This window comes from Pseudomonas sp. efr-133-TYG-5, assembly GCF_030209175.1.
Classification (GTDB): Bacteria; Pseudomonadota; Gammaproteobacteria; order Pseudomonadales; family Pseudomonadaceae; genus Aquipseudomonas.
This window is the reverse complement of record NZ_JARVSM010000001.1, coordinates 2,616,667-2,635,969: the sequence shown is the minus strand read 5'-3', so window position 1 is coordinate 2,635,969 and position 19,303 is coordinate 2,616,667. Positions and strand designations below refer to the sequence as shown.

Annotated in this window: 14 protein-coding genes and 1 pseudogene; 4 read left to right on the top strand and 11 right to left on the bottom strand. The window is 53.5% G+C overall.

Going from position 1 to position 19,303, the window contains the following annotated elements; translation table 11 throughout:
* Positions 1-50 precede the first annotated feature (50 nt).
* The 10 genes and pseudogenes from QRN70_RS11995 to QRN70_RS11950 form a co-directional block, all read right to left on the bottom strand.
* Positions 51-659, bottom strand: a complete 609-nt coding sequence (locus QRN70_RS11995) for a restriction endonuclease (RefSeq protein WP_285417901.1) — start codon at positions 657-659, stop codon at positions 51-53.
* Positions 660-787: 128 nt separating this feature from the next.
* Positions 788-985: a hypothetical protein gene (locus QRN70_RS11990; protein ID WP_285417899.1), complete on the bottom strand. Its 198-nt coding sequence runs from the start codon at positions 983-985 to the stop codon at positions 788-790.
* Positions 986-1,011: 26 nt separating this feature from the next.
* Positions 1,012-2,310 (bottom strand): restriction endonuclease subunit S, encoded by a 1,299-nt coding sequence (locus tag QRN70_RS11985; protein WP_285417897.1) that lies wholly within the window; start codon positions 2,308-2,310, stop codon positions 1,012-1,014.
* A complete protein-coding gene (locus tag QRN70_RS11980) occupies positions 2,307-3,848 on the bottom strand; it encodes a class I SAM-dependent DNA methyltransferase (protein WP_285417896.1) in 1,542 nt (513 codons plus the stop codon). Before QRN70_RS11980 ends, QRN70_RS11985 begins: the two co-directional genes overlap by 4 nt.
* A 75-nt stretch (positions 3,849-3,923) precedes the next feature.
* Positions 3,924-5,426: an RNA/DNA-binding domain-containing protein gene (locus QRN70_RS11975; protein ID WP_285417895.1), complete on the bottom strand. Its 1,503-nt coding sequence runs from the start codon at positions 5,424-5,426 to the stop codon at positions 3,924-3,926.
* A 95-nt stretch (positions 5,427-5,521) separates the two neighbouring features.
* The gene (gene hsdR / locus QRN70_RS11970) at positions 5,522-8,986 is read right to left on the bottom strand and encodes a type I restriction-modification system endonuclease (RefSeq protein WP_285417893.1); all 3,465 of its coding nucleotides are present in this window, start codon (positions 8,984-8,986) and stop codon (positions 5,522-5,524) included.
* A 188-nt stretch (positions 8,987-9,174) separates the two neighbouring features.
* Positions 9,175-9,407, bottom strand: a pseudogene (locus QRN70_RS11965) (IS4 family transposase); the annotation flags it as partial.
* Between the two features lie 148 nt (positions 9,408-9,555).
* A complete protein-coding gene (locus QRN70_RS11960) occupies positions 9,556-9,861 on the bottom strand; it encodes a hypothetical protein (protein ID WP_055135522.1) in 306 nt (101 codons plus the stop codon).
* A 245-nt stretch (positions 9,862-10,106) separates the two neighbouring features.
* Entirely contained in the window at positions 10,107-11,471 is a 1,365-nt protein-coding gene (gene mobH, locus QRN70_RS11955; RefSeq protein WP_285417891.1) for a MobH family relaxase, read from the bottom strand.
* Between the two features lie 416 nt (positions 11,472-11,887).
* Entirely contained in the window at positions 11,888-12,751 is an 864-nt protein-coding gene (locus QRN70_RS11950) for an integrase domain-containing protein (protein WP_285417890.1), read from the bottom strand.
* A gap of 1,111 nt (positions 12,752-13,862) precedes the next feature.
* Between QRN70_RS11950 and QRN70_RS11945 the strand changes: the two genes are divergently transcribed.
* The 4 genes from QRN70_RS11945 (at position 13,863) to QRN70_RS11930 (ending at position 17,623) form a co-directional block, all read left to right on the top strand.
* Complete coding sequence (locus QRN70_RS11945; protein ID WP_285417889.1) at positions 13,863-14,588, top strand: Nmad2 family putative nucleotide modification protein; 726 nt, start codon at positions 13,863-13,865, stop codon at positions 14,586-14,588.
* 338 nt (positions 14,589-14,926) lie between these two features.
* Positions 14,927-16,453 (top strand): TIR domain-containing protein, encoded by a 1,527-nt coding sequence (locus QRN70_RS11940; protein WP_285417887.1) that lies wholly within the window; start codon positions 14,927-14,929, stop codon positions 16,451-16,453.
* Positions 16,454-16,677: 224 nt separating this feature from the next.
* Positions 16,678-17,229 carry a hypothetical protein gene (locus QRN70_RS11935; RefSeq protein WP_285417886.1) on the top strand — a complete coding sequence of 184 codons (552 nt, stop codon included), beginning with the start codon at positions 16,678-16,680 and terminating at the stop codon, positions 17,227-17,229.
* A gap of 49 nt (positions 17,230-17,278) precedes the next feature.
* Positions 17,279-17,623: a hypothetical protein gene (locus QRN70_RS11930; protein WP_285417884.1), complete on the top strand. Its 345-nt coding sequence runs from the start codon at positions 17,279-17,281 to the stop codon at positions 17,621-17,623.
* 317 nt (positions 17,624-17,940) lie between these two features.
* Here the strand turns inward: QRN70_RS11930 and QRN70_RS11925 are convergent, their stop codons facing one another.
* Positions 17,941-19,260 (bottom strand): DUF5677 domain-containing protein, encoded by a 1,320-nt coding sequence (locus tag QRN70_RS11925; RefSeq protein ID WP_285417882.1) that lies wholly within the window; start codon positions 19,258-19,260, stop codon positions 17,941-17,943.
* Between the last annotated feature and the right edge of the window lie 43 nt (positions 19,261-19,303).

The window sequence follows — 19,303 nt, the reverse complement described above, 5'->3', positions numbered from 1 at the left end:
ACGTAGGAGCGACACCCGTTGCGCTCAGGTATTTGGGCTGCAACGTCGGCTCAGCCGAGTGATTCGTCAAAGTAATCGCTGTCGAGCCTGGGGACCTTGTAAATCTGCGAGCTAATGCCCACATCGTGGTCGAGCATCAGATTGATTAGGCGTTTGCCATCGACCAATACCAGCCCCTCGACCGATCGTGCGAAGTCAACGGCCTGGGCGGTGAAGCCGGAAGTGGTCATGAATACACCGCGTTTGGCTTTCTGCCCGGCCAGGGCGCCATAAAACGCTTGCAGGTCGGGGCGGCCGACGGTGCTCTGCCAGCGTTTGGCCTGCACGTAGACTTTTTCCAGCCCCAGCGCGTCCAGCGAGATCACGCCGTCAATGCCGCCGTCGCCACTGCCGCCGACTTGTTGCAGCGCCTGACGATTCGCGCCGTAGCCCAGGCTGTGCAGCACATCGAGTACGATGTGCTCGAAGCGCGTCGGGCTCGCTTGCAGCAGGCTGTCCAGCAGGTCGCCCGCGACGCTGGTACGCAACTCGAGGATGGCTTGGTTCAGGCGCTCCTGCGGGCTGCTAGTGGCGAGGTCTGTCTGGGCAATCGGCGTTGACGTGTCGTTGCTTTCATCAAGCGAGGCGGCGTCCGGCGCTGTTTTCAGCTTCACGCTCATGAAGTTCACAGCTAGGTGCTCGACCTGTTCTGCGCTCAACGGGGCAGGGTTGGCCTGAGCGAATGCGCGGCCGGTTTCGGTCAACTGCCAGTAGCCACGCCTTGCGCTGCTGGAATAGCCGGCGCGCTTCAGCCGATCATGCGCCCAGCCTGAGCGGTTTTTATGGTGGCCTGGCCGCTGGCGATGGTCTCCTGCCGCTGCGCTTCGCTCAGGTCAAGCGTCAGGGCGGATGCTTCGTGAGCCTCGCCCGCACTAGCACCCTCCGGATGAGCGGCGAGAAAACGCAGGACGGGCTCGATGAACTGATCGTAGGTCGGGACGGACATGGTTCGTTTTTACCCTAATCTAAGGCTTAGTCCGTCGTGGCGGATTGACGACTACGCTTGGCTTTGGGGGCGGCGGTGCGTTGGGCTTTGATGCGCTCTAGCAGCACGTCCGCAGGTTCGTCGTTCGGGTCTTGCGGCACAAGATCACCTTTGAACGCTTTGGCGAGGATGCTTTGGGCCAGATGATCAATTCGTTTTTTGGCCTCACTGACCTTGGTTTCCAGCTGTTCGGCATAGACGAACAGTTGCTCGACACGGTGGACGATTTCGTTTTGTTCATCGATGGAAGGTGCCGGTAGACCAATTTCCTTTAAAACTGAAGCTTTGATCCCTTTCACTGTTGTTCCGGTTGAGCGGCGAGCCAATTCCTCTTGTACGAGTGACGATTGCAAGGCTATAGCTGCAAAGCTAGACGAGTAGCCTTCGTGAAATTGAAGACAGATTGCTCGCTGTGCTAGCGCAAATTTTTCCGCTATATCGATAACTGCCACGTTACCGAGAGGTGCCTCGGTTGTAATCAGTACATCACCAATTTTTGGGATTCCGCGCGTCATCCAGCTTTCATATGCTTCTGGGCGGATAAACTCCCGAGGAACTCTCGAAATATACCCTGACTTGATATTTTTAGCGGTGATCAGTGGAATTCCAGAATCGACCTTTTCTGGCGTCTTCCCTCGATAGTCGATGAAACGTGCAATTACGCCGAGCCGTCTGACTGGGTACGAGAAACCCTGGCCGTCAGAGTTTTCACGTACAGCACCACGCCACTCATCCGTCAACCGCCCGGAAACGGCGGCGGCGAGAACGGATTGCCGGAAGCGCTTGAGCAGCGAGGGGATGCCGTCGATGCATGCTTTCAGGGTATCGACCTGTGCTAGCAGTTCGTCGAGCTTGGCGGCGATGCGAGTTTGTTCCGCGAGCGGTGGAACCAGATACGCTGCATCTTTCACGATTTTGAAATGTCTTGCGTACCCTCTACTTTCAATCGGAAGGTTGCGAAGAAAGTAATACAAGAAGCGTGTATCCATTTCAGGGTGCGGCTTTAGAACCTGCACGCCATCTGCGCCCGGAATAAATGGAAAATCTATCCATTTAATTTCGCGAGTGTGATCGCCAAAAATTATCAGTGGCTTATTTTCAGATACTACAAGATTGGCATCATCCAAGTAGCCGGAAATGAAGCTTCGTCCTTGATCTACGACGGGGAACCTTCCTTCAGTCAGAACGTCAGCTGACTTTACTTTTTTTCCGGAAGTCGAGACCTGGCTAAATATTTCGTCGAAACCAAGGATTAACCAGCTTGCGGGAATATCATTACTAGTCATGCCTCTTCCTCGCTAGAAAGACCCATGACATCTGCTAATAGCTGCTTCTGCGCCACCACTTCATCCCCCGCCCCCAGCGCCTTCATAAGCTCTTCCAATTCATGCAGCGCCTCGGTCAGTTCAGCCATGGCTTCACCCGCCAGCACTTCCGGAGCGGGTAGGTCAGCGGCATCTAAGCTGCTGTCGTCCTTCAGCCAGCTGATATCCAGTGAATCACCACGTTCATTGCGGATGTAATCGCGGGTAAAGCAGCGGAAGCGGCTGGATTCACCAATACCTTCGACGTTCTCCGCGCGCGGGCTTCCGCCGTTGAGATCATTGCCATAGGCATCCTCAAACGGCTTCAGATGGGTAGGGCCGAAGGGAGTGCGCTTGCCAAAGCTGGGCATGTTGCTGCGTAAGTCATAAATCCACACGCGCTTGGTGCAGCCGTCCTCCTGGCGCGGGTTTTCCAGGGTGCCCTTCTGAAAAAACAGCACATTAGTTTTCACGCCCTGCGCATAGAAAATGCCGGTTGGCAGACGCAGAATGGTGTGCAGGTTGCACTTGTCCATCAGGTCGCGGCGTACATCGGTGCCGACGCCGGCCTCGAACAGCACGTTGTCCGGCAACACTACGGCGGCGCGGCCACCGGGCTTGAGGCCACGGTAAATGTGCTGGAGAAAGGCTAGCTGTTTATTGCTGGTGCGGTAGGTCAGGTCGTCTCGGGTCGGGCCACCGCCACCCTTGGAAGTACCGAACGGCGGATTTGAGAGAATCACGTCCACTTTAGGCAGGCCGGCGCCGACTTGGCCGAGAGCGTTGCCAAGATGCACCACGCCTTCCTCGTCGCCTTCCATGCCATGCAGCAAGGTATTCATTAGCGCGAGCCGGCGAGTGCCGGGCACTAGTTCTACGCCAACAAAGGCGCGATTACGCTGGAACGCCTGGGCTTTGGTGTCGAGATCATAGTAATCGTCGGTTTGGCTTTTGATATAGGCGTCAGCAGCGATCAAAAAGCCCGCAGTACCGGCGGCCGGGTCTTGGATGGTCTCGCCCGGCTGCGGCTTGATGCAGCGGATGATGCTGTCGATCAGCGGGCGCGGGGTGAAGTACTGGCCGGCGCCGGACTTGGTCTCGCTGGCGTTCTTTTCCAGCAGGCCTTCATAAAGATCGCCGAGGCCGTCTTGGCGGGCGTTGAACCAGTCGATGCCGTCGAGGCTCTTGATCAGCTGCTCGAGGTGGCGCGGTTCTTTGAGGCGAGTCTGAGCGTCGGCGTAGATTGCGGCGATCAGCGGGTCCGGGTTTTTACCAAGGTCCAGCAGCATCTGCCGGTAGTGATCGAGCAGGTTAACGCCGGACTTGCCAGCCAGGTCTGGCCAGCGCGCGCCTTCGGGCAGCTTGTGGCCGAAGCTGTCGTCGTTCTGCACCTGTTCGTATTCCATCTTGATGAACAGCAGCAGCACGAGCTCTGTGACGTAGTCGCTGTAGTTGATGCCATCGTCGCGCAAGACGTCGCAGAGGTTCCAGAGTTTCTGGACGATATCGGAGTTGGTCATGAGGTACCTGTGGCGAAGTGTGCAAAGCACCAGATTTCGCTGGCGCATATAATTTTTTGTAAGGGGTCGGTTGTCTCAGTGGCGATCTTCAGCGTTCAGCGCTCGGCCCACCGCCGTCAGGCGATAGCGTTGCTTGCTGCTGTTGGGCTTGTCTGGAACGGTCATCTCGACCACGCCAAGCGCCAGTAGTGGGGCCAAAACCTGCTCGCGGAACTTGCTGCGGTTGCTGCGCCCGACGAAGGTCATCAGCTCAAGCACAGTGTGCTCGCCTGTCATCCTGCTTAGCAGCGCTACCTGCTCTGGCTGCAAAGACAGGCGAGGTTCGACTTGTTCTCCGTCGACAACGGACTCAGTCCCGACTTGGCCCCGACTTGGTCCCGACTTGATCCCGACTTGGTCCCCGCTTGGGCCCGAAAGAGGCCCTTCATCAATGGTCCGCTGAATCACCACCCTGAATTGATTACTCTGCCGGTCGTCGTCAAGAGTGATCATTGGCCAAGCGTCGATTGCGCGCGGGATGCCTGTGCCCAAACCGCGGTAGGGCAGGATGTGCACAGCATGGGAGGTGAGCGTCGGGTTACGACGATTGGACAGGCCGAATCGAATTTTCTCGGTGTCGAGTACATCAGGTAGGTGCCCGGGGCTGATCAATTCGATTCGATCAGCGAAGATCATGATCCGGATCGAGGCGCTGACGAAGTAGTCGCGGTGGATCAGGGCATTGACCAGCAGTTCTTCGAACACTTCCTCCGGCACTTCCAGTTGGCCGAGGGTATTGAAACCCTGCTGGCGTTGCACATGGCGCAGGTTGCGTTTGATGAAGGCCATGCTGCGCCGGTACTGTTCCTGCAGGTTTCCGTCGATGTCTTCGCTGTCGAGGTAGTGGCGGTCATGCAAAACCGTGCCCGGGAACGCCACTGCCTTGATATCGAACGCGGGGCACAGGCGTTGTGGCGTTTGGCAAAAGAGCAGCAGACCAGCCAAGTTGGGTGTACTGCCGCTCGCGAGGCCGAGGTTTTCAAGTATGCGGATGGTTTCAAGCCCCGTCTGTTCAGGGCTTTGTCGAAAGCGCCTTTGGAAGTACTCGCCAAGCGCCTTGGCGTCGATATCCGCCACGCTGCTGCCAGCAACCGGTACCGCATCGGCGCATACCAGCCCGTTCTGTTGGAACATGCGCTGCAGTTCTTCACGGGCCGTGACCCTGCGCTTGTCGGCGCCGTTCTTTACCCAGATACGACCGTGGTTGTCGACATACGGTCTATTCAGCCCTTGTTCGACTGCTACCACCATGACCAGCCCGTGTTCGGTCTGAAGGTTGCTGGACAATGGATTGATCGCCGGGCGGACATTCTGTGAGGCCGCGTTGGAGAGCAGTTGATTGAGTCGCGAAATGTCGGCGCTACTCAACCCGCTCACCGCGCCGGAGTCGTCTACGCCAATCAGCAAGTAGCCACCGGACGTATTGGAGAACGCCACCAACTCGGCTGCCAAGGCATCGATATTGCTGAAATCGCGCTTGAACTGATGGCGGCTGTCTTCACCACGGGCAAGGATCTGATGAAGCTCAGCAGGAGTCATGAGGCATCTCTAAGTAGCGCGGCGATAAGTCGTAGTGCCGGGGCATTATCCCTTATGAACGAGCACGCTGGCCAATCCGGCGTTCCAGATCGGTCTCATCCCGTTTGTGCCCAAAGGTTGTCATTCAGGGCATCCAGCACCACGCCCAGGTTGCCGCCGAGCATTTTGTCCAGCCGCGTGCTGCCGCCATCGTTCTTGAACGCTTCACCAATCTGTTTCTTGTCAATAACGACTTCGTGAACCAGCTGCTTAGCCAGGCGGTCCAGCCACTTACGCTGGACTTGAGTCCAAGGCTGCAAGGTGTAAATCGTCCCCATTGCCTTGGTTACGCGCTGCTCGAATGGCAGCAGCGACTCTCCGAGGGCAGCGCGGCGGATGAAGCCGACGATACTGGCAGCGATTTCCTGGTTCGTCTGGTTGCGCCAGGCGCTTTGCAGGTTCACCTCACTGTAGCCATGCCCGTCGAGCAGCAGGCGTACTTCGCGCAATTGTTCACGGGTCAGGTCTTGCGGGCGGTTGACCACTACGCCGAGGGCCACTGACTGGTTCAACTGATTCTTAATAAAGTCGTTGAAGCTTTCCAGATAGTCCGCGGGCTTTTGGTAATCGCCGTAGTTTTGCTCACGCACCATCAGTTCGTCCATGTGAGTGGAGATCACTGGGTAGTTCAGCGATCCCAGCAGGGCAATAACCGTGGCGAGCTGATCGAGCAGTTGGGCATGCTGTTGGATGAACTTGGCAGCTTGCTGTGGGCCGAGCTGGTGCAGATGCTGATGCAGTTTGTCTGGGGCTACGCCCCAGGTGTTTTCAAGTTCGGCGAGCTTGGCTTTTAGGGTTGGCTTTTGCTCGGCCTTATGGCTGGCCTTGCGCAGAATACGCATGACCCGCTGGCTCAACTGGTCCAGGACGTCGTGGGCATGACTAGTGTCTGGCTGGTTACCAGGAGCATCGAGGCTGGCTGGGTTGGTTAGCTCGCTGACCAGCTGTTCGAGGCTGATGTTTGGGTCCTTCACTAGCGGCTTCATTGTATCTACTGGTTCGAGGGCAGCGTACAGGTCAACGGGGTCGTAGATCTTGAATACTGTCTTGCCGATTTCATCGCAGCGGCGAGTCGCGCGGCCCTTCATCTGTTCGTAGAGGATGCGCGAACGCACCCGGCGCATGAACACCAAGTGGCAAATGCGCGGTACGTCGATACCGGTGGTCAACAGGTCGACTGTGATGGCAATGCTCGGGTAGCGCTCGTTCTTGTACTGGCGGATCAGTTGTTTGACCTTGTCACTTTGCCCGGTGATGATCTGTACAGCTGCCTGGTTGTAATCCTCGCCGTGAACGTCCTTGAAGGCTTCGTCGAGAAGGTTTTTGACCCGCTCGGCATGGGCTTGGTTAACGCAAAAAATCATCGTTTTTTCGTCGCCCGACGGGTCGAGCTCTTGCGCCAGTTGCTCGCAGATGACCTTGTCGAAACCGGGCGTAATCACGCGGCGATTGAAGGACTCGATTTCGAAGTCGAGTTCGTCCTCAAGCTCGGCGACATCCACTTCGCCGGTACTCGTATCGATGACGCTGACGCTCTCGCCCTTGGCAAAGTGGATGCCGTTTTGGCTCAGCAGGGTCTGGTAGCGGATTGGAGGTTCGTGATCGATCAGCCAGTCGTCAGCCACGGCCTCACGGTAGCTGTAGGTGTATATCGGAGCCCCGAAGACTTCGCTGGTGTGCTTGGCTGGCGTAGCGGTGAGCCCGACGCGGCAGGCGTCGAAATAGTCGAGCACACGACGATACTGCGATAGATACTGGTTGAAGTCGCGCACTGCCAGCTCGCCTTCAGTCATTTCCTGATCGAGGGTGTAACCGCGGTGGGCTTCGTCGACGATGATGCAGTCGAAGGCATCGATGGGCGGCGGAGTGTCGGACTGGAAGATACGCTTGACCATGGCCTGCACAGTGGCGACCTGAACCCGTGTTTCAGCTTCGGCAGCCATGTCACCTAGTTCTTTGACGTCGTAGATCTGCGCCAGCGTGTGGTTCTGTTCCAGCGTCGCCTCGTTGAAGGCTTCGATGGCCTGTTCCCCCAAGGCGCTGCGATCGACCAGGAAAAGAATACGGCGAAAGCGCTCGGCCTTCAGCAGGCGGTACATCAAGCCAATGATAGTGCGCGTTTTACCGGTTCCGGTCGCCATGGCCAGCAGACAGTTGCGGCGATTTGCGGCTAGGGCCTGTTCGACGGCGCGGATGGCGTTTTCCTGATAGTCACGCAGCTTGAGATAGGCGAAGCCTTCTTGCTGTAGTTTCGCCTCGGCGTCCTCACGGCTGCGTTTGAGCAGGTCGAGTAGGCCGCCCGGCGTGTGGAAGTCCTGCAGCGGCCGGCGCAGGTTGGCCGGGCTGCGCAAGTCACGAAACCAGATGCCAGAAAGCTCGGCGAGCTGCTTAATGAAGGGCCGGCCATTGCATGCAAAGGCAAACGGGACTTTGAAGTGGCCGCCCTGGCCATCCGCCCAGCCCGTGTTCTGCCCGGCCGGTTGCAGATTATCGGTAACGATCAGTTGGCGTGAATAGCGCTCGGCTTGGGGAATGCGGTCCGCTATGTTGACGCGCTTGCGCTTGGCTTCGACGATGGCGACTGGGATTAGGCCGGCGAACAGCACGTAATCAGCGTTTTCTTTCGGCTTGCTGGTTGGCCATTCGGCGATGGCCTTGTTCTTGCCCTTTTCGGGCCGAGCGCCTTTGCTGTAGGTAAGATCGAGCGAATCGGCTTCCCAGCCGGTATCGTTCAACTGTTGATCGATGAGAATACGGGTGAGGTCTTCATTGAGGTCGAACTGGCTGCTTGCCTGCTGAGTTTTACGCGTGACCTGCTGGGCAGCTTGCGGCTGATCTTCAAGCTGTTGTTGCAGCACTTTCAGCCGCGCCTCGAAATCGACTCGGGCCTTCGATAGTTCTGCCTCGCGTTCAAGGGCAATCTGCTCGTAGACGCGGGCTTCCTCGTTCATCTGCCCAACAAGACTGGCTTGCTCATGCTTTTCTTGCGCCAGTAGCTCGGCTAATTGGTGGTTGTTCTCCAATTGCTGGCGACTGTCGCCCAGCTCTGCGCGAAGTTTTTCGATCTGCCCCTGCAGCTCACGTAGAGGCTCACTCGGATCGGCTGGAACCATGAAAGGCCCAGGCTTGAAGGTGTTGCCGCCCGTGCCAAATGACTGGTGATACCAGATCGCCAAGGCGCGGGCGACCCTCAGCCCGTCCAGTGCCTCACGATGCTGGGTGCGGAATTCATGGGTAGCCTTATTGCCTTCGATGCGCAGCGTATGGAATAGGTTACGGATGTTACCGTCGAGCTGGATTTCACGACTCAGGCGGAACAGCAGATCAGCTTGGGAAGTGGTGGCGTCGAACTCAATGCCTGCTCTTACCGCCAGATCCTGGGCGAGCGCTTCGCCCAACTGGCGCAGTTTGATCAGTGTCGTGTTGGGGTCACTGGAAAATACTCGCTCGGCCGCATTGGCAAGTTGGAAAAAAACCGGATCGTGTTCTTTGAAAAAGGCGAAGTTGCTGTTCTCTGCCATGTTCCATCCCTTGAGTTCGTCACCAGCCATCCCGAGAGTGGTGGCGCTATAAGGGCATAGTGCCAGACGAAGCGTGGTGCGTGTATAACTGTGTTTCGGTCCATCGTGACCAGCTACCGGCCGAGATCAATCAAGGTACCGATTTACAGCATAGCAATGACACTGTTAATAGGCGCCCACAAGATTGCGGGGTAGGCCTCCTGGCTGGCTGACGTATCTGGCAGGGTGACCGTAATGCCATCCACGAGACGTAATGGTCGCCCCAGCCAACGCTGTGATGACGGATCCCGGTTGCTCATTGATGACCCGGTGGACGCAACTAGGTTGAAACCATTTCCGCCGGTAACTACGCTCTGGCTCTGCAGTAGGCCCCGATATGGACGTTGTTGGGTTTCGAATCCTCGCCGGAGCGTTTGGTGGATAATCATTCCTGCCACTTAAGAAAGTGCCATTCGGGGGAACCCGCTGTAAGAATCAATCTCACTGTTCTGATCGTTGCTAAGAGTCGCGAAAAAACCACCTGTCGAATGGCAGGTGGTTTTGATGGTTCCAGTAATCGCTGAGGAAAATTATAAGAAAACTTTCATCGCCCCGATCAAGATGCCAATTGTAACTGCGAGCATGGAAGCCATACGAATGGACAACTTGAGATCAGATTTAGCAATCTCCGCAGTCAGCCGATGAATCTCAGATGTGAGACGATGATCAATATGAGTAATCTCAGCAGTCAGTCGCTGCTCTAGATTGGTGAGATCACTTTTCGTCGCGAGTAATGTGAGCATGTCAGATTCCAATGCTTGAATAACGGCTTCAGCTTTGAGCTCAGGCACGTCGATTGCGCGCAGTGCCTGATACATCGCCAGTTCCATTTTCATTAAGGCCTCCTAAATAAAAAAAGGCCTTCCCCACGACGGGAAAGGCCCGTCGTGGGTGGGAAAGTCATGCTTCCATCGACATTCAAGTCGACTGTCCGCGCTGCCGGAAGCTATGCGGTCATATGATGGATCCTGCGGAGAACCGCAGCGCCGTCTTGAAGATCCTGGCGGCTAGTGCTGAGCGAATCAGCGAGATGCGTAGCAAAAATGCCGCTGGGGGTGTTTGCTGTCAATCCGGAAATCGGTTATCGAGTGTTTCCTAATGTTGTGTGAGGCTTCTCGCCGCCTGGCGTCACCACTTTCAGATTCGGGTTGTTGAGGGACGAGTCGCTTATCAAGCCATAGTGTTTTTTCAAGAGATAGCCGTGTAAGAAACGTGTTTTGCGTGCACCGCTGAGCTCATATGTCCAGATGCAACGACCGTTCGCTTGTATGCGGTGCAGTTTCATTTTTCCAAAGCGCTTTTGAACCCATTCCCAGTCAGGCTGCCCCTTTCTTTTTGAGATGGAGGCGGGATGAGGGAATGCTTGCGCGTAGCGTTGGAATATTCCAGGAGTGACCAAGTAGAGTGTGTCTTCGACGCAGTGCACCAGCGCTCGATCGTCATTAATGATGATCTCGTGAGTGCGTACGCCTTCGATCAGCCACTCCATGAAGTGTTCACCGCTTGGCTTCGCATGCTTTTCTGGCACAGGCGCTTCTTCTGCTGAAGAGACAGAGTCGGTGATAGGTGCGGAGTCGGAATTAGGCCATTTGGGAGGCTCGCCGATTTGATTCGTTAATGAGTCGAGATAGTCGGTTGATGTTTTATCTGACAGTGATGGATCTGATTGTGTAGCGATAATCGCTGGCTTATCGCTCTGAGCTGCCGTGGTGGACTGTGCAGGGGCTTTGGCTACTAAAGCTTGTTCGGCTTGGATAATGATCGCGCCGAGTGCGCCGGTATGTTCGCTATGGCCAGACCAGTGGAATATCAGAGAGGCCCACAGTTCGGGGAAGGCGGAAAGCCAGTCCAGGAGTTCCCTGCTTAATAGCTGCTGGATCATCAGGCTGGATGCGGACCCGCGCAGTCGATACTCGAGGTCTTTTCGGTATCGAAATCGGTAAGGTCGAGTCAGCGGTCCGTGCCATGGGTGCCAGGCGCAGCCATCCAAATATTCGACCTGGAGATCAATCGCAATCTTGCCAAGGTTTGCACCCAGGCTGGCGTATGCCAGTGCTGCATTCCACGCTTCCGTTTGGATGATCTGAACTTCTGGTGGAGCTCCTGGGGGTAGTAATCGTGATCGGCCAATTTTTAGAGCGTACGCAACTACTTCCAGGCCGTGGTCCAGCATCCCACCGGGGTAAGCGTGATGCTGACTTTCGGATGCAGGCAAAAGTTGAACCAGTTCGGCGTATCGTCTAATTGGGTCGAGATAAAGTTCATCGAATTGAGGGCGGGATATGGCGGTGCACTGCCAGATCTGCCTCAGTAACATTTGTCTGCGGGGAGTGGTCAGGAGTGATTCCGCAGATTCGGGAGTGGTCAGGCCGGCGGGTGATGTTGGGTTGGCTGAAGCTGAAGGGGCGGGTGCACGCCGAAGCTTGCGATGGAACAGTGAGAACATAATTGCTCCTATCGAGAGGGAAGGGAGGTATTCGCTTGGCGCCGACATGAAGCAGCACTCATGGACACGGATGAGTGCTTGGCTTCGAAGCGCCGATACAGACCTGTCAGTGGGCAAAGCATGAGGCGGGAGAGCCGGATTAGTTGGCACTCCCTCGGGGCAACGGGCGGCTTCTTGCGACGCCTCAGTTATCCACGCTTGCAGGGTTGTTTCAGGTGACCCGAAGCCGGGAATGCTCGCGAGCAGGCATTCAATGTCTCGTGTCCATAGGACATGCAACCGGCAAGCGTAGAAAGATTAAATGCGTCACTACGCAGATCCGTATTAGCTGGAAATACGCTTGGTCAAGTCGAGGCGCTAACGAGGCGCGGAGCGGGGGCGCACTCTTATGGCTCATTAATGTCGAAAGCCTTGAATTATCGTCCGAGGTAGGTCGCAGTAATTTGTGTTCTCTCATGCCCGAGTTCACGGCTGATAATTTGTCGAGCAATACGGTCTTGAGAGCGCTGCACCGGGGTCAATTCCCTGGACAAGGTTCCTCCTGCCGCCGGTGCCTTCCACCCTGTCAAAGCTAAGTAACGGCTTTGTGCATAATGATGACGTAGGCCGTGCATGTGGCTCAGGCCTGCGGCCTTGCACTGACCATCGTAGGTGTTTCTCTGCTGGATATACGTTTTCTGAGCCGGGATTAATGAGCCGGCTCCGGCTAGCTGATGCGCCGCGTTCAGCACCTCGCGCTGGTGCGAAGTAGTGACCGGTACAGGGCGATCACGCCCCCCCTTCGTCCATGAGCCCTTAAGGAGAATGTGATCTCCTTGATCCGCATACTTAGGTTGAAATTTGATCGCTTCCTCGCGGCGTAGTCCAAACGCCGATTGAAGCCGGAGACTCATGCGCACATGGGCATCGGTGATCTTGCCAACGTCTGTTCCCAGTTCCTGAGCTTTGCTGACGTTAGTGACGAAGCGCCGGTCGGCCACACCCAGTTGCGTGTTGTCCGCGGGGAGAATGCCAGCCTTGCCGATCTTTTCAGCCCACCATCGAAGGTGTGCAAGCCGATTTTTGATGGTGCCGGGTGACAGGCCTTCACTTTGCCAGCGATCTAGCAATTCCAGTACGTGTTTGCCCTTGAGCGAGGGGGCTTTCATCTGCCGGAAACCAGACTCGCGCAGTTGGCGGGCGATCAGCCCCAGTGAGCGGATACGGTCGGCCTGAGTGTTGTGACTGCCATCGCGATTGCGTCGGCAAAGTTGCCGCAGGGTGTAGGTCAGGTCGTCCATATACAGTTCACGCTCACAGGCTTGATTGGTGTCGTTGTCCTGTCCTGAAAATCATTGGTAAGTGTTGGTGCCAACTCGCTAGGCGAGATCCCCGAAGGGCAGGGGCATGGTGTTCAGGAAACACCGGTGTCTCGACTGAGACGTCCGTCTTGCTTCCTGCTGGAAGATCGGACGGAGATGGAGCGGGATGAGCTGGTTTTTAGTGTTGATGAGTACTCCAAGGAAATGGATGGGATTGTTAAGTGGAAGCAGTCGGCATTGTGCAAAGGACCGCTGCCTGGACGGTGCAGTAGTGGCACATGACGGAATAAAACCGGTAGACAAAAGCGGCTCCGCCCATGGGTATGGGTCGGTATGCTTTTGGAACCTTGCATACCTGGCTAACTCCATCCTGCTGGATCAGCGCTTGCAGGAGTTTTGCGCTGTTGGGACGACGACTCTCGAACCTGTCGTTTTAGGTTTTTGCTGGGCCAGTGTATGGGGACATCATCATGTATGCCGCACTCTTTAGGGTTTAGGATTTGCCCGTGATGTTGAGGGCGCGGCAGGGCCGTCACTGCGGTTTGCAGTGACGGCCCTGCTCATATGTTGCGCGTCATCGGGCAGGAGCAGCCGTTACGGCAGGTGCATATTTTTCATTGCCTGTGGTACTGACGCGGCCTTCGGCCTTGTCGGCTCTCTGCGCAGGGGCGGTATGGTTCCCATCCCACGCCTGCGCAGAGAGCTTGTGGGAAGGCGGAGCACGGAGCTGCCTTGCCTATCAACGTCGGGAATCGCGCGAGCAAGTCGACGACGTTGATATCCAGGTTGACCGAGAGCTTTGTGTCGAAGGTCTGAGGCGGATAATAACTAGCCGTCACAACGGGGTAGTTGGGACCCATAGCGGCCCTTCCAGGACGGTGGCTCACGGCCAGAGGCGGCCCCTTCGCAGCAGGCAGAAATCGGCCAATAGCGGTCGTTCGGGACACGCAGCTATCAGCCAAAGCCGCCGGTCGAGCCAGGTAGCTTCCTACCCATTCTGTGATTTAGCACTAGCAGAAATTGGCAAAAGCAAGACAATTGAACGCGTCTAGGAATCAACGTCGACTCAAAACTCAAAAAGAGCCTGCGCATGAAATTACTCAAGTATGTAATAACAGATGACTCAGGTTTGGCCCCCAATCCGTTCTTCGGCGTATGTTCGCTGGCGCTTTGCACGCCTAACCACATGAACGCAAATCTGCTGCCGGGAGATTGGATTGTTGGTCATTCGTCAAAGGCGACTGGTCATCGGCTGGTGTATGCCATGCAGCTGACGAAGGTGCTCGTTATGGACGAATACTTCAGCCAATTCCCTGAGAAGCATCCCAATCCCTACGGCAGTATCGAGCAACAGTACGGCGACAACATGTACTTTCGCGAGAATGGTCGATGGTTGCGTTTGCCATCGGCTGAGCACAATAGCGTGGAGTCCTTTCGGCAGGATCAGGGCCGCCGTGTTTATCTGGCGCAAGGCGAGAATCACTTTTGGTATTTTGGCGCAGCCAATCCTCTACCTGACCTCTTTGGATTTGCCGATCAGTTTCCATGGCTTATTCAGGGTCAACAGGGCTTTGGATACATTCATGATGCGGAGCGTATACCAGTATTCACTACATGGCTGTCATCACTGGGGCAAAGCGGCCTGCGGGGACAGCCGCGCGATCAGCAAGCTATTTCGACAGATCGCCACCTGATATCAATTGATCCTGAGCCTACCTGGCGCGATGCGCAATCGAATGTGGATCAAAACCAATCAGCCGTGGCCTGTTGCAAACGCATTGCTGCCCGTCCGAGTGTCACCAAGCGGGGCTGTTGAGCAACGTTAGATTGGTGAGTACATCGAACTAGCGCGATGTTTCAGCCGATACACTGCTACTTTTCACACCTCTGAGGTTGTTCGTGCCTCATATAGAGCTGAACACTCGCTGTCCGGTGGATCTGGCACGCGAGACTAGAATCGGTCGATTTGTGCACGTAGTGATCGGCAGGAGTCGGCCAAAAGCAGACTTCGCAGAAGGATTGAAGTTGGATCGTAAGACGCTCGCTTAGCAATCTTCAACCGTGTCACCTTCTGCATTGTTTTTTCTCGCCGTCGCGCTAATCTGAGTTCATCCAGATCCCAGCACATAAAGGATTTCATCCATAGGAGTAACAATGTCAAAACCTCGTGTCTTCATCGGCTCATCCGTTGAGGGACTCAGTGTCGCTTATCCGGTACAGCAGAACTTATTGCACGAAGCGGAAGTCACCATCTGGGATCAAGGAGTTTTTGAGTTATCTCAGACTACGATGGAGAGTTTGACTAAGGTCCTTTCGGAAAGTGACTTCGCTATATTCGTATTTTCACCGGACGATTTGATCCGGATTAGGAATTTAACTGCACCTGCAGTTAGGGATAATGTACTTTTTGAGTTCGGCCTTTTCATCGGAAAACTAGGACGAGAGCGAGTTTTTTTCATTCTGCCATCGGATGGTGATCTACATATCCCTACTGATCTTTTAGGAGTTACGCCTGGTAGATATGAGTCAACACGCGAAGATGGCAGCATGCAGGCGGCTACCGGTTCTGTGTGCTACCAAATCCGGCTCCAGATGAAGAAGCTCGGGATTGCTCCTGGTCGGATTATCGTAGAGGAAAGCACAGAAGGCGGCATAGTAGAGGAATTGGAAAGGCGCGATTGGTTATTCGACTTTGTAGAAGAAAAGTATGACCAAGCCAAGGCTACGCTCCAGAGTGAAGTAGAGAGCATGTCGGGAGAAGCTGCGCTTACCAGAAAAGCTTGGATTCTTTACTGCGAGTTCAAGCTAAGTAACGATGACAACATCGATGCATTAACAAACTACGCCAACGAGCACTTTGAGTTTTCAGGTGTTCAATCCATTGTCGCAACATTCCTTCGCTGGGAAGGCAACGCCAGCAAAGCAATCGAACTCTTGTCTGCCGTCCAGGAAACAAGGCCGAAGGATTCCGAAATTGCTATGGCGCTTACGCTGTGTCATTCGGATGAAACTGACAGTGCTAATGCAATCGCTGAACTGCAGCGTATTGGACCGGATGATTTTCCAGAAGTAGCCATCCGTTTGGCTGAGACCCTTGAGCGAGAGGAAAACACGAACGAAGCATTATCAGTTATTCTGCGTTGCTACGCGAAGCACCCAAGCCACAAGGGGCTTCGATTCAAGTACGCCCGCTTGGCTCAGGAGCTTGGCCAAGATCATATTGGGGCACACTTACTTGATCGCCTGACACATGAGGACCCCAGCTCAATTGAATATTGGGGATATCTTGGGAACTCCTGCCTCCAACTCGACCTATACGATAAAGCGCTATATTCCTATCGTAGAGCAGAAAAGCTAATGAATGCAGAGAGCTCTTCGCAGTGGATAACCGCTAACATAGGTAACTTACTGATTAATAAAGACCTGCCAACTGAGGCGTGTGAATACTTGGAGCGTGCAGTCAAGTTTGAGCCTCACTCTGAGTACGGCCATGAAAGATTAGCTTCTGCTTTAAGAAAAAAGGTTTCCGAGGCCAAAGAGTTCAAGAAGAAATGCACCGAAGGACAACGCCAGGTGCGTGAAGCTATAAAAAAGGTTCTCAATCCTTCGGCTATTGAATCCGATGCCCCGCGCGGCCTGCTGAGCAACTTGCTTCTGACTAGCTCACCTCCCTCAAAATGACTGCTCTGGGTCGATTGCTGCTCTCCCGATTAACCGCAATTGGCTGATTACCGTCGCCCACGAATGACTGCTTTCGGCCATATCCTTCTGGTAGCGGTACAACGTACCCGCGCGATAACCCAGGTATAATCACGAATTGGGTGTGGTTGCCGATTATAGAAATGGGTGATGCAGTGAGTGAAGCGAAAAATGAATAGTTATATGAATTTATTAAGGGCTTCTATATGGAAGCTGCATTAATCGGGATGATTGGCGTGATCATCGGGATATTTTTTAATGAGTTTATAAGAAGAGCAAATCGAATTGAAAGTTATGCCCAAAAGACGTTCGACAAACGTCTTGAAATATTTAATGAGCTTTATCAGCGTGTTTCCGAGTGCGGATCCCTCGGCCAACGAGTAATCAGCGAAATTGAGTTGCCTTCAGAAGAGCGATATGAGTTGATAAGTGATGCGATTATAGAATTTGCAGGATGGTGCGACAACCATGGTCTATATTTGCCCGAAGAGGTAAGCCTTCATTGCATGACACTGCTGATGGGGGTAGAAGAAATTCCGGACATTGAAGACGAGAATCAGAAGCTGGAGCGAATTAAGAATTTCCAAACGCAATTGCGGTATGCGAAAGAAATGATAAGAAAAGAATCGGGCATAGAGGATATAAATAAAACATTCGCATCCATGACCAAAGCCAAATATAGCAGCCCAATAATCGAATACTATCGTGCACAAAAGAAAGCAATGCTTAAATCAAAACAGCAAAAAAACATCAAGTGATGGATTTAATTATAAAAAACTAATCACCGCACACTATTAGGAGAAAAATATGATTTACGTAGACTCATCGGGGCGGATTACAAAAGGCAATTCAGAGCTCGAGCGTATTCTTTTAGAAAAATCTGACTGCAAGTACATTGAGGATGCACTTCCCAAACTAAAGTACCATCCAGCGATAAAAATCGGGAAGGAATTCGTGGCATTGCTGGAGCTTTTCATTCACGAAGATCCGGAAGACAGTCTTTCGGCCATTGCATTTGTGACTCTAGGTGAGTTCTACGAAACATATTTCATCGAGACTCGCCATGCCGCACTACTTTTTTTAAAAGAATTCACCCCAACTATCAAGTCCGTATGTGAACTAAGCAGTGGCGATGAGGAGTTAGAGGATTAATTCACTGTGGGGAGGCAGGTTAGGAGGAAGTAGCCTGATCCTAAAAAAGTAAAGGCGCCTTCGGGCGCCTTGTTCTTACTTATCCTACATAGTTCTATATCAATGGGCTTTGTCGCTGCTGGGTATGAATCGCCCCGGGTTTCGTAGACACTTCTAAGCCTCAACATAGGCCTGCTAGGGCACCCTTTGCAACAACTGCTTTGACAGCTAGCGCTCACTTGCAAGCATCCGCTTATGGCGAAAGCTGACGGCCACGGCTGACCGATATTGGCCGGATACGGTCGTTCCTGAGCGGCCCCCATCAGCCAAAAGCAGCGTCATTTCTTCTTTCCTTTTCTGGTATTTATGAGTGAATTTCGCGACTTCTTAAATTGAAACTTTGCACGAGGAGTAATGCGAGAAATGTTCTTTTTTGAGTTTTCAATATGGTTACGCACGCTAGAAGAGAAATCCTGAATAACCATATTCATAATTAAAAGATCGGCGCTTTCTGTCTCTACGCAGAGTTCCGCAATCAATGTTGATAGAGACCCTGCGACATAGTCTATCGCTACTTCACATCCGAATGCAGGTGAAACCTCGCCAACATATTCAATATCCATCCCCAAACTAATTCTCGTTAGGGCAGCTAGCGCGCCTCCGTGATTTGCACTGCTAGCATGCTGATAGCCTTTCCTCAACATTCCCATTTCAGCAAAATCTTCAAGCTCTCGAAAGGTCACTCTTGTGCGACCTAGCTCTACTGCTGCCCACCCCAGGTCTTTAGCAAAAGATGGGCCGAATATTTCTACTAGTTGCGACTTCTGCTTTTTTAGCGAAATTAGATATTGTTGGTCAGCTTTATTATTGGTTTTGTGAACCCCCTCCCTGCTACCTGACTCAACCAATCTTAACTCTTCAATTATGCTGTGTGCTAAGTACATTTGCGCACACTTATCAGATTGTTTGCTCAAGAAAATCGCAATAATACAAATTTCATGAATCGTTCGCCACCTCGCTAATGCACCATCAGCATACCCAGCGCGAGCCAGTGCGATGATTTCACCAACCACACTATATAATCGTAAAACTATTCTATTCAACGCGAGCGCGGTATTCACATTGGCGTATGGCCCGCTCTTAATTCCAAATGCAGCTCCGTCCCACTCAACAACTAAGTGTCTTAGCATATTTAATTGATTTACAGCTTTCTTCCAAAGTTTTTCAACTGTGCTTGCGCGCAACTCCTGAATTTTATCAAGATATTCAGTGTGCTCCACTGCTTTGTTCAGTAGCTCCCCGCCAACTAAGTCGGCCATTTTTTCCAATGTAATCTGTACCGCCTGCGGCAAAGCTTCAGTTATCTCAGTCCCAACTTCTTTAATTGTACATTTTAGATCATCAAAAATCGTTGTGATCGTGGATTGTACGTCTTCCTTCGTCGTGCCAAGTGAGCATGGGATGTCTAGATCAATATTAATCTCGCCATGCTCTGAATTAATAACGGCATTTATTAACGCCTTCAGATCCGACTCATCACAATTCAAGCCCAGTCGTTCAACTGACCTAGACATAGCCAGCGGCAAAATATTCTCGGGAGCTACGGTTTGCTCTATCGCCTTATCAAATTCGTCCTGCATTCCAGACGGTTTTTTCACTGTCGACTTCCGTTTCAAATAAGAATAATTCATTGCCCCCAAA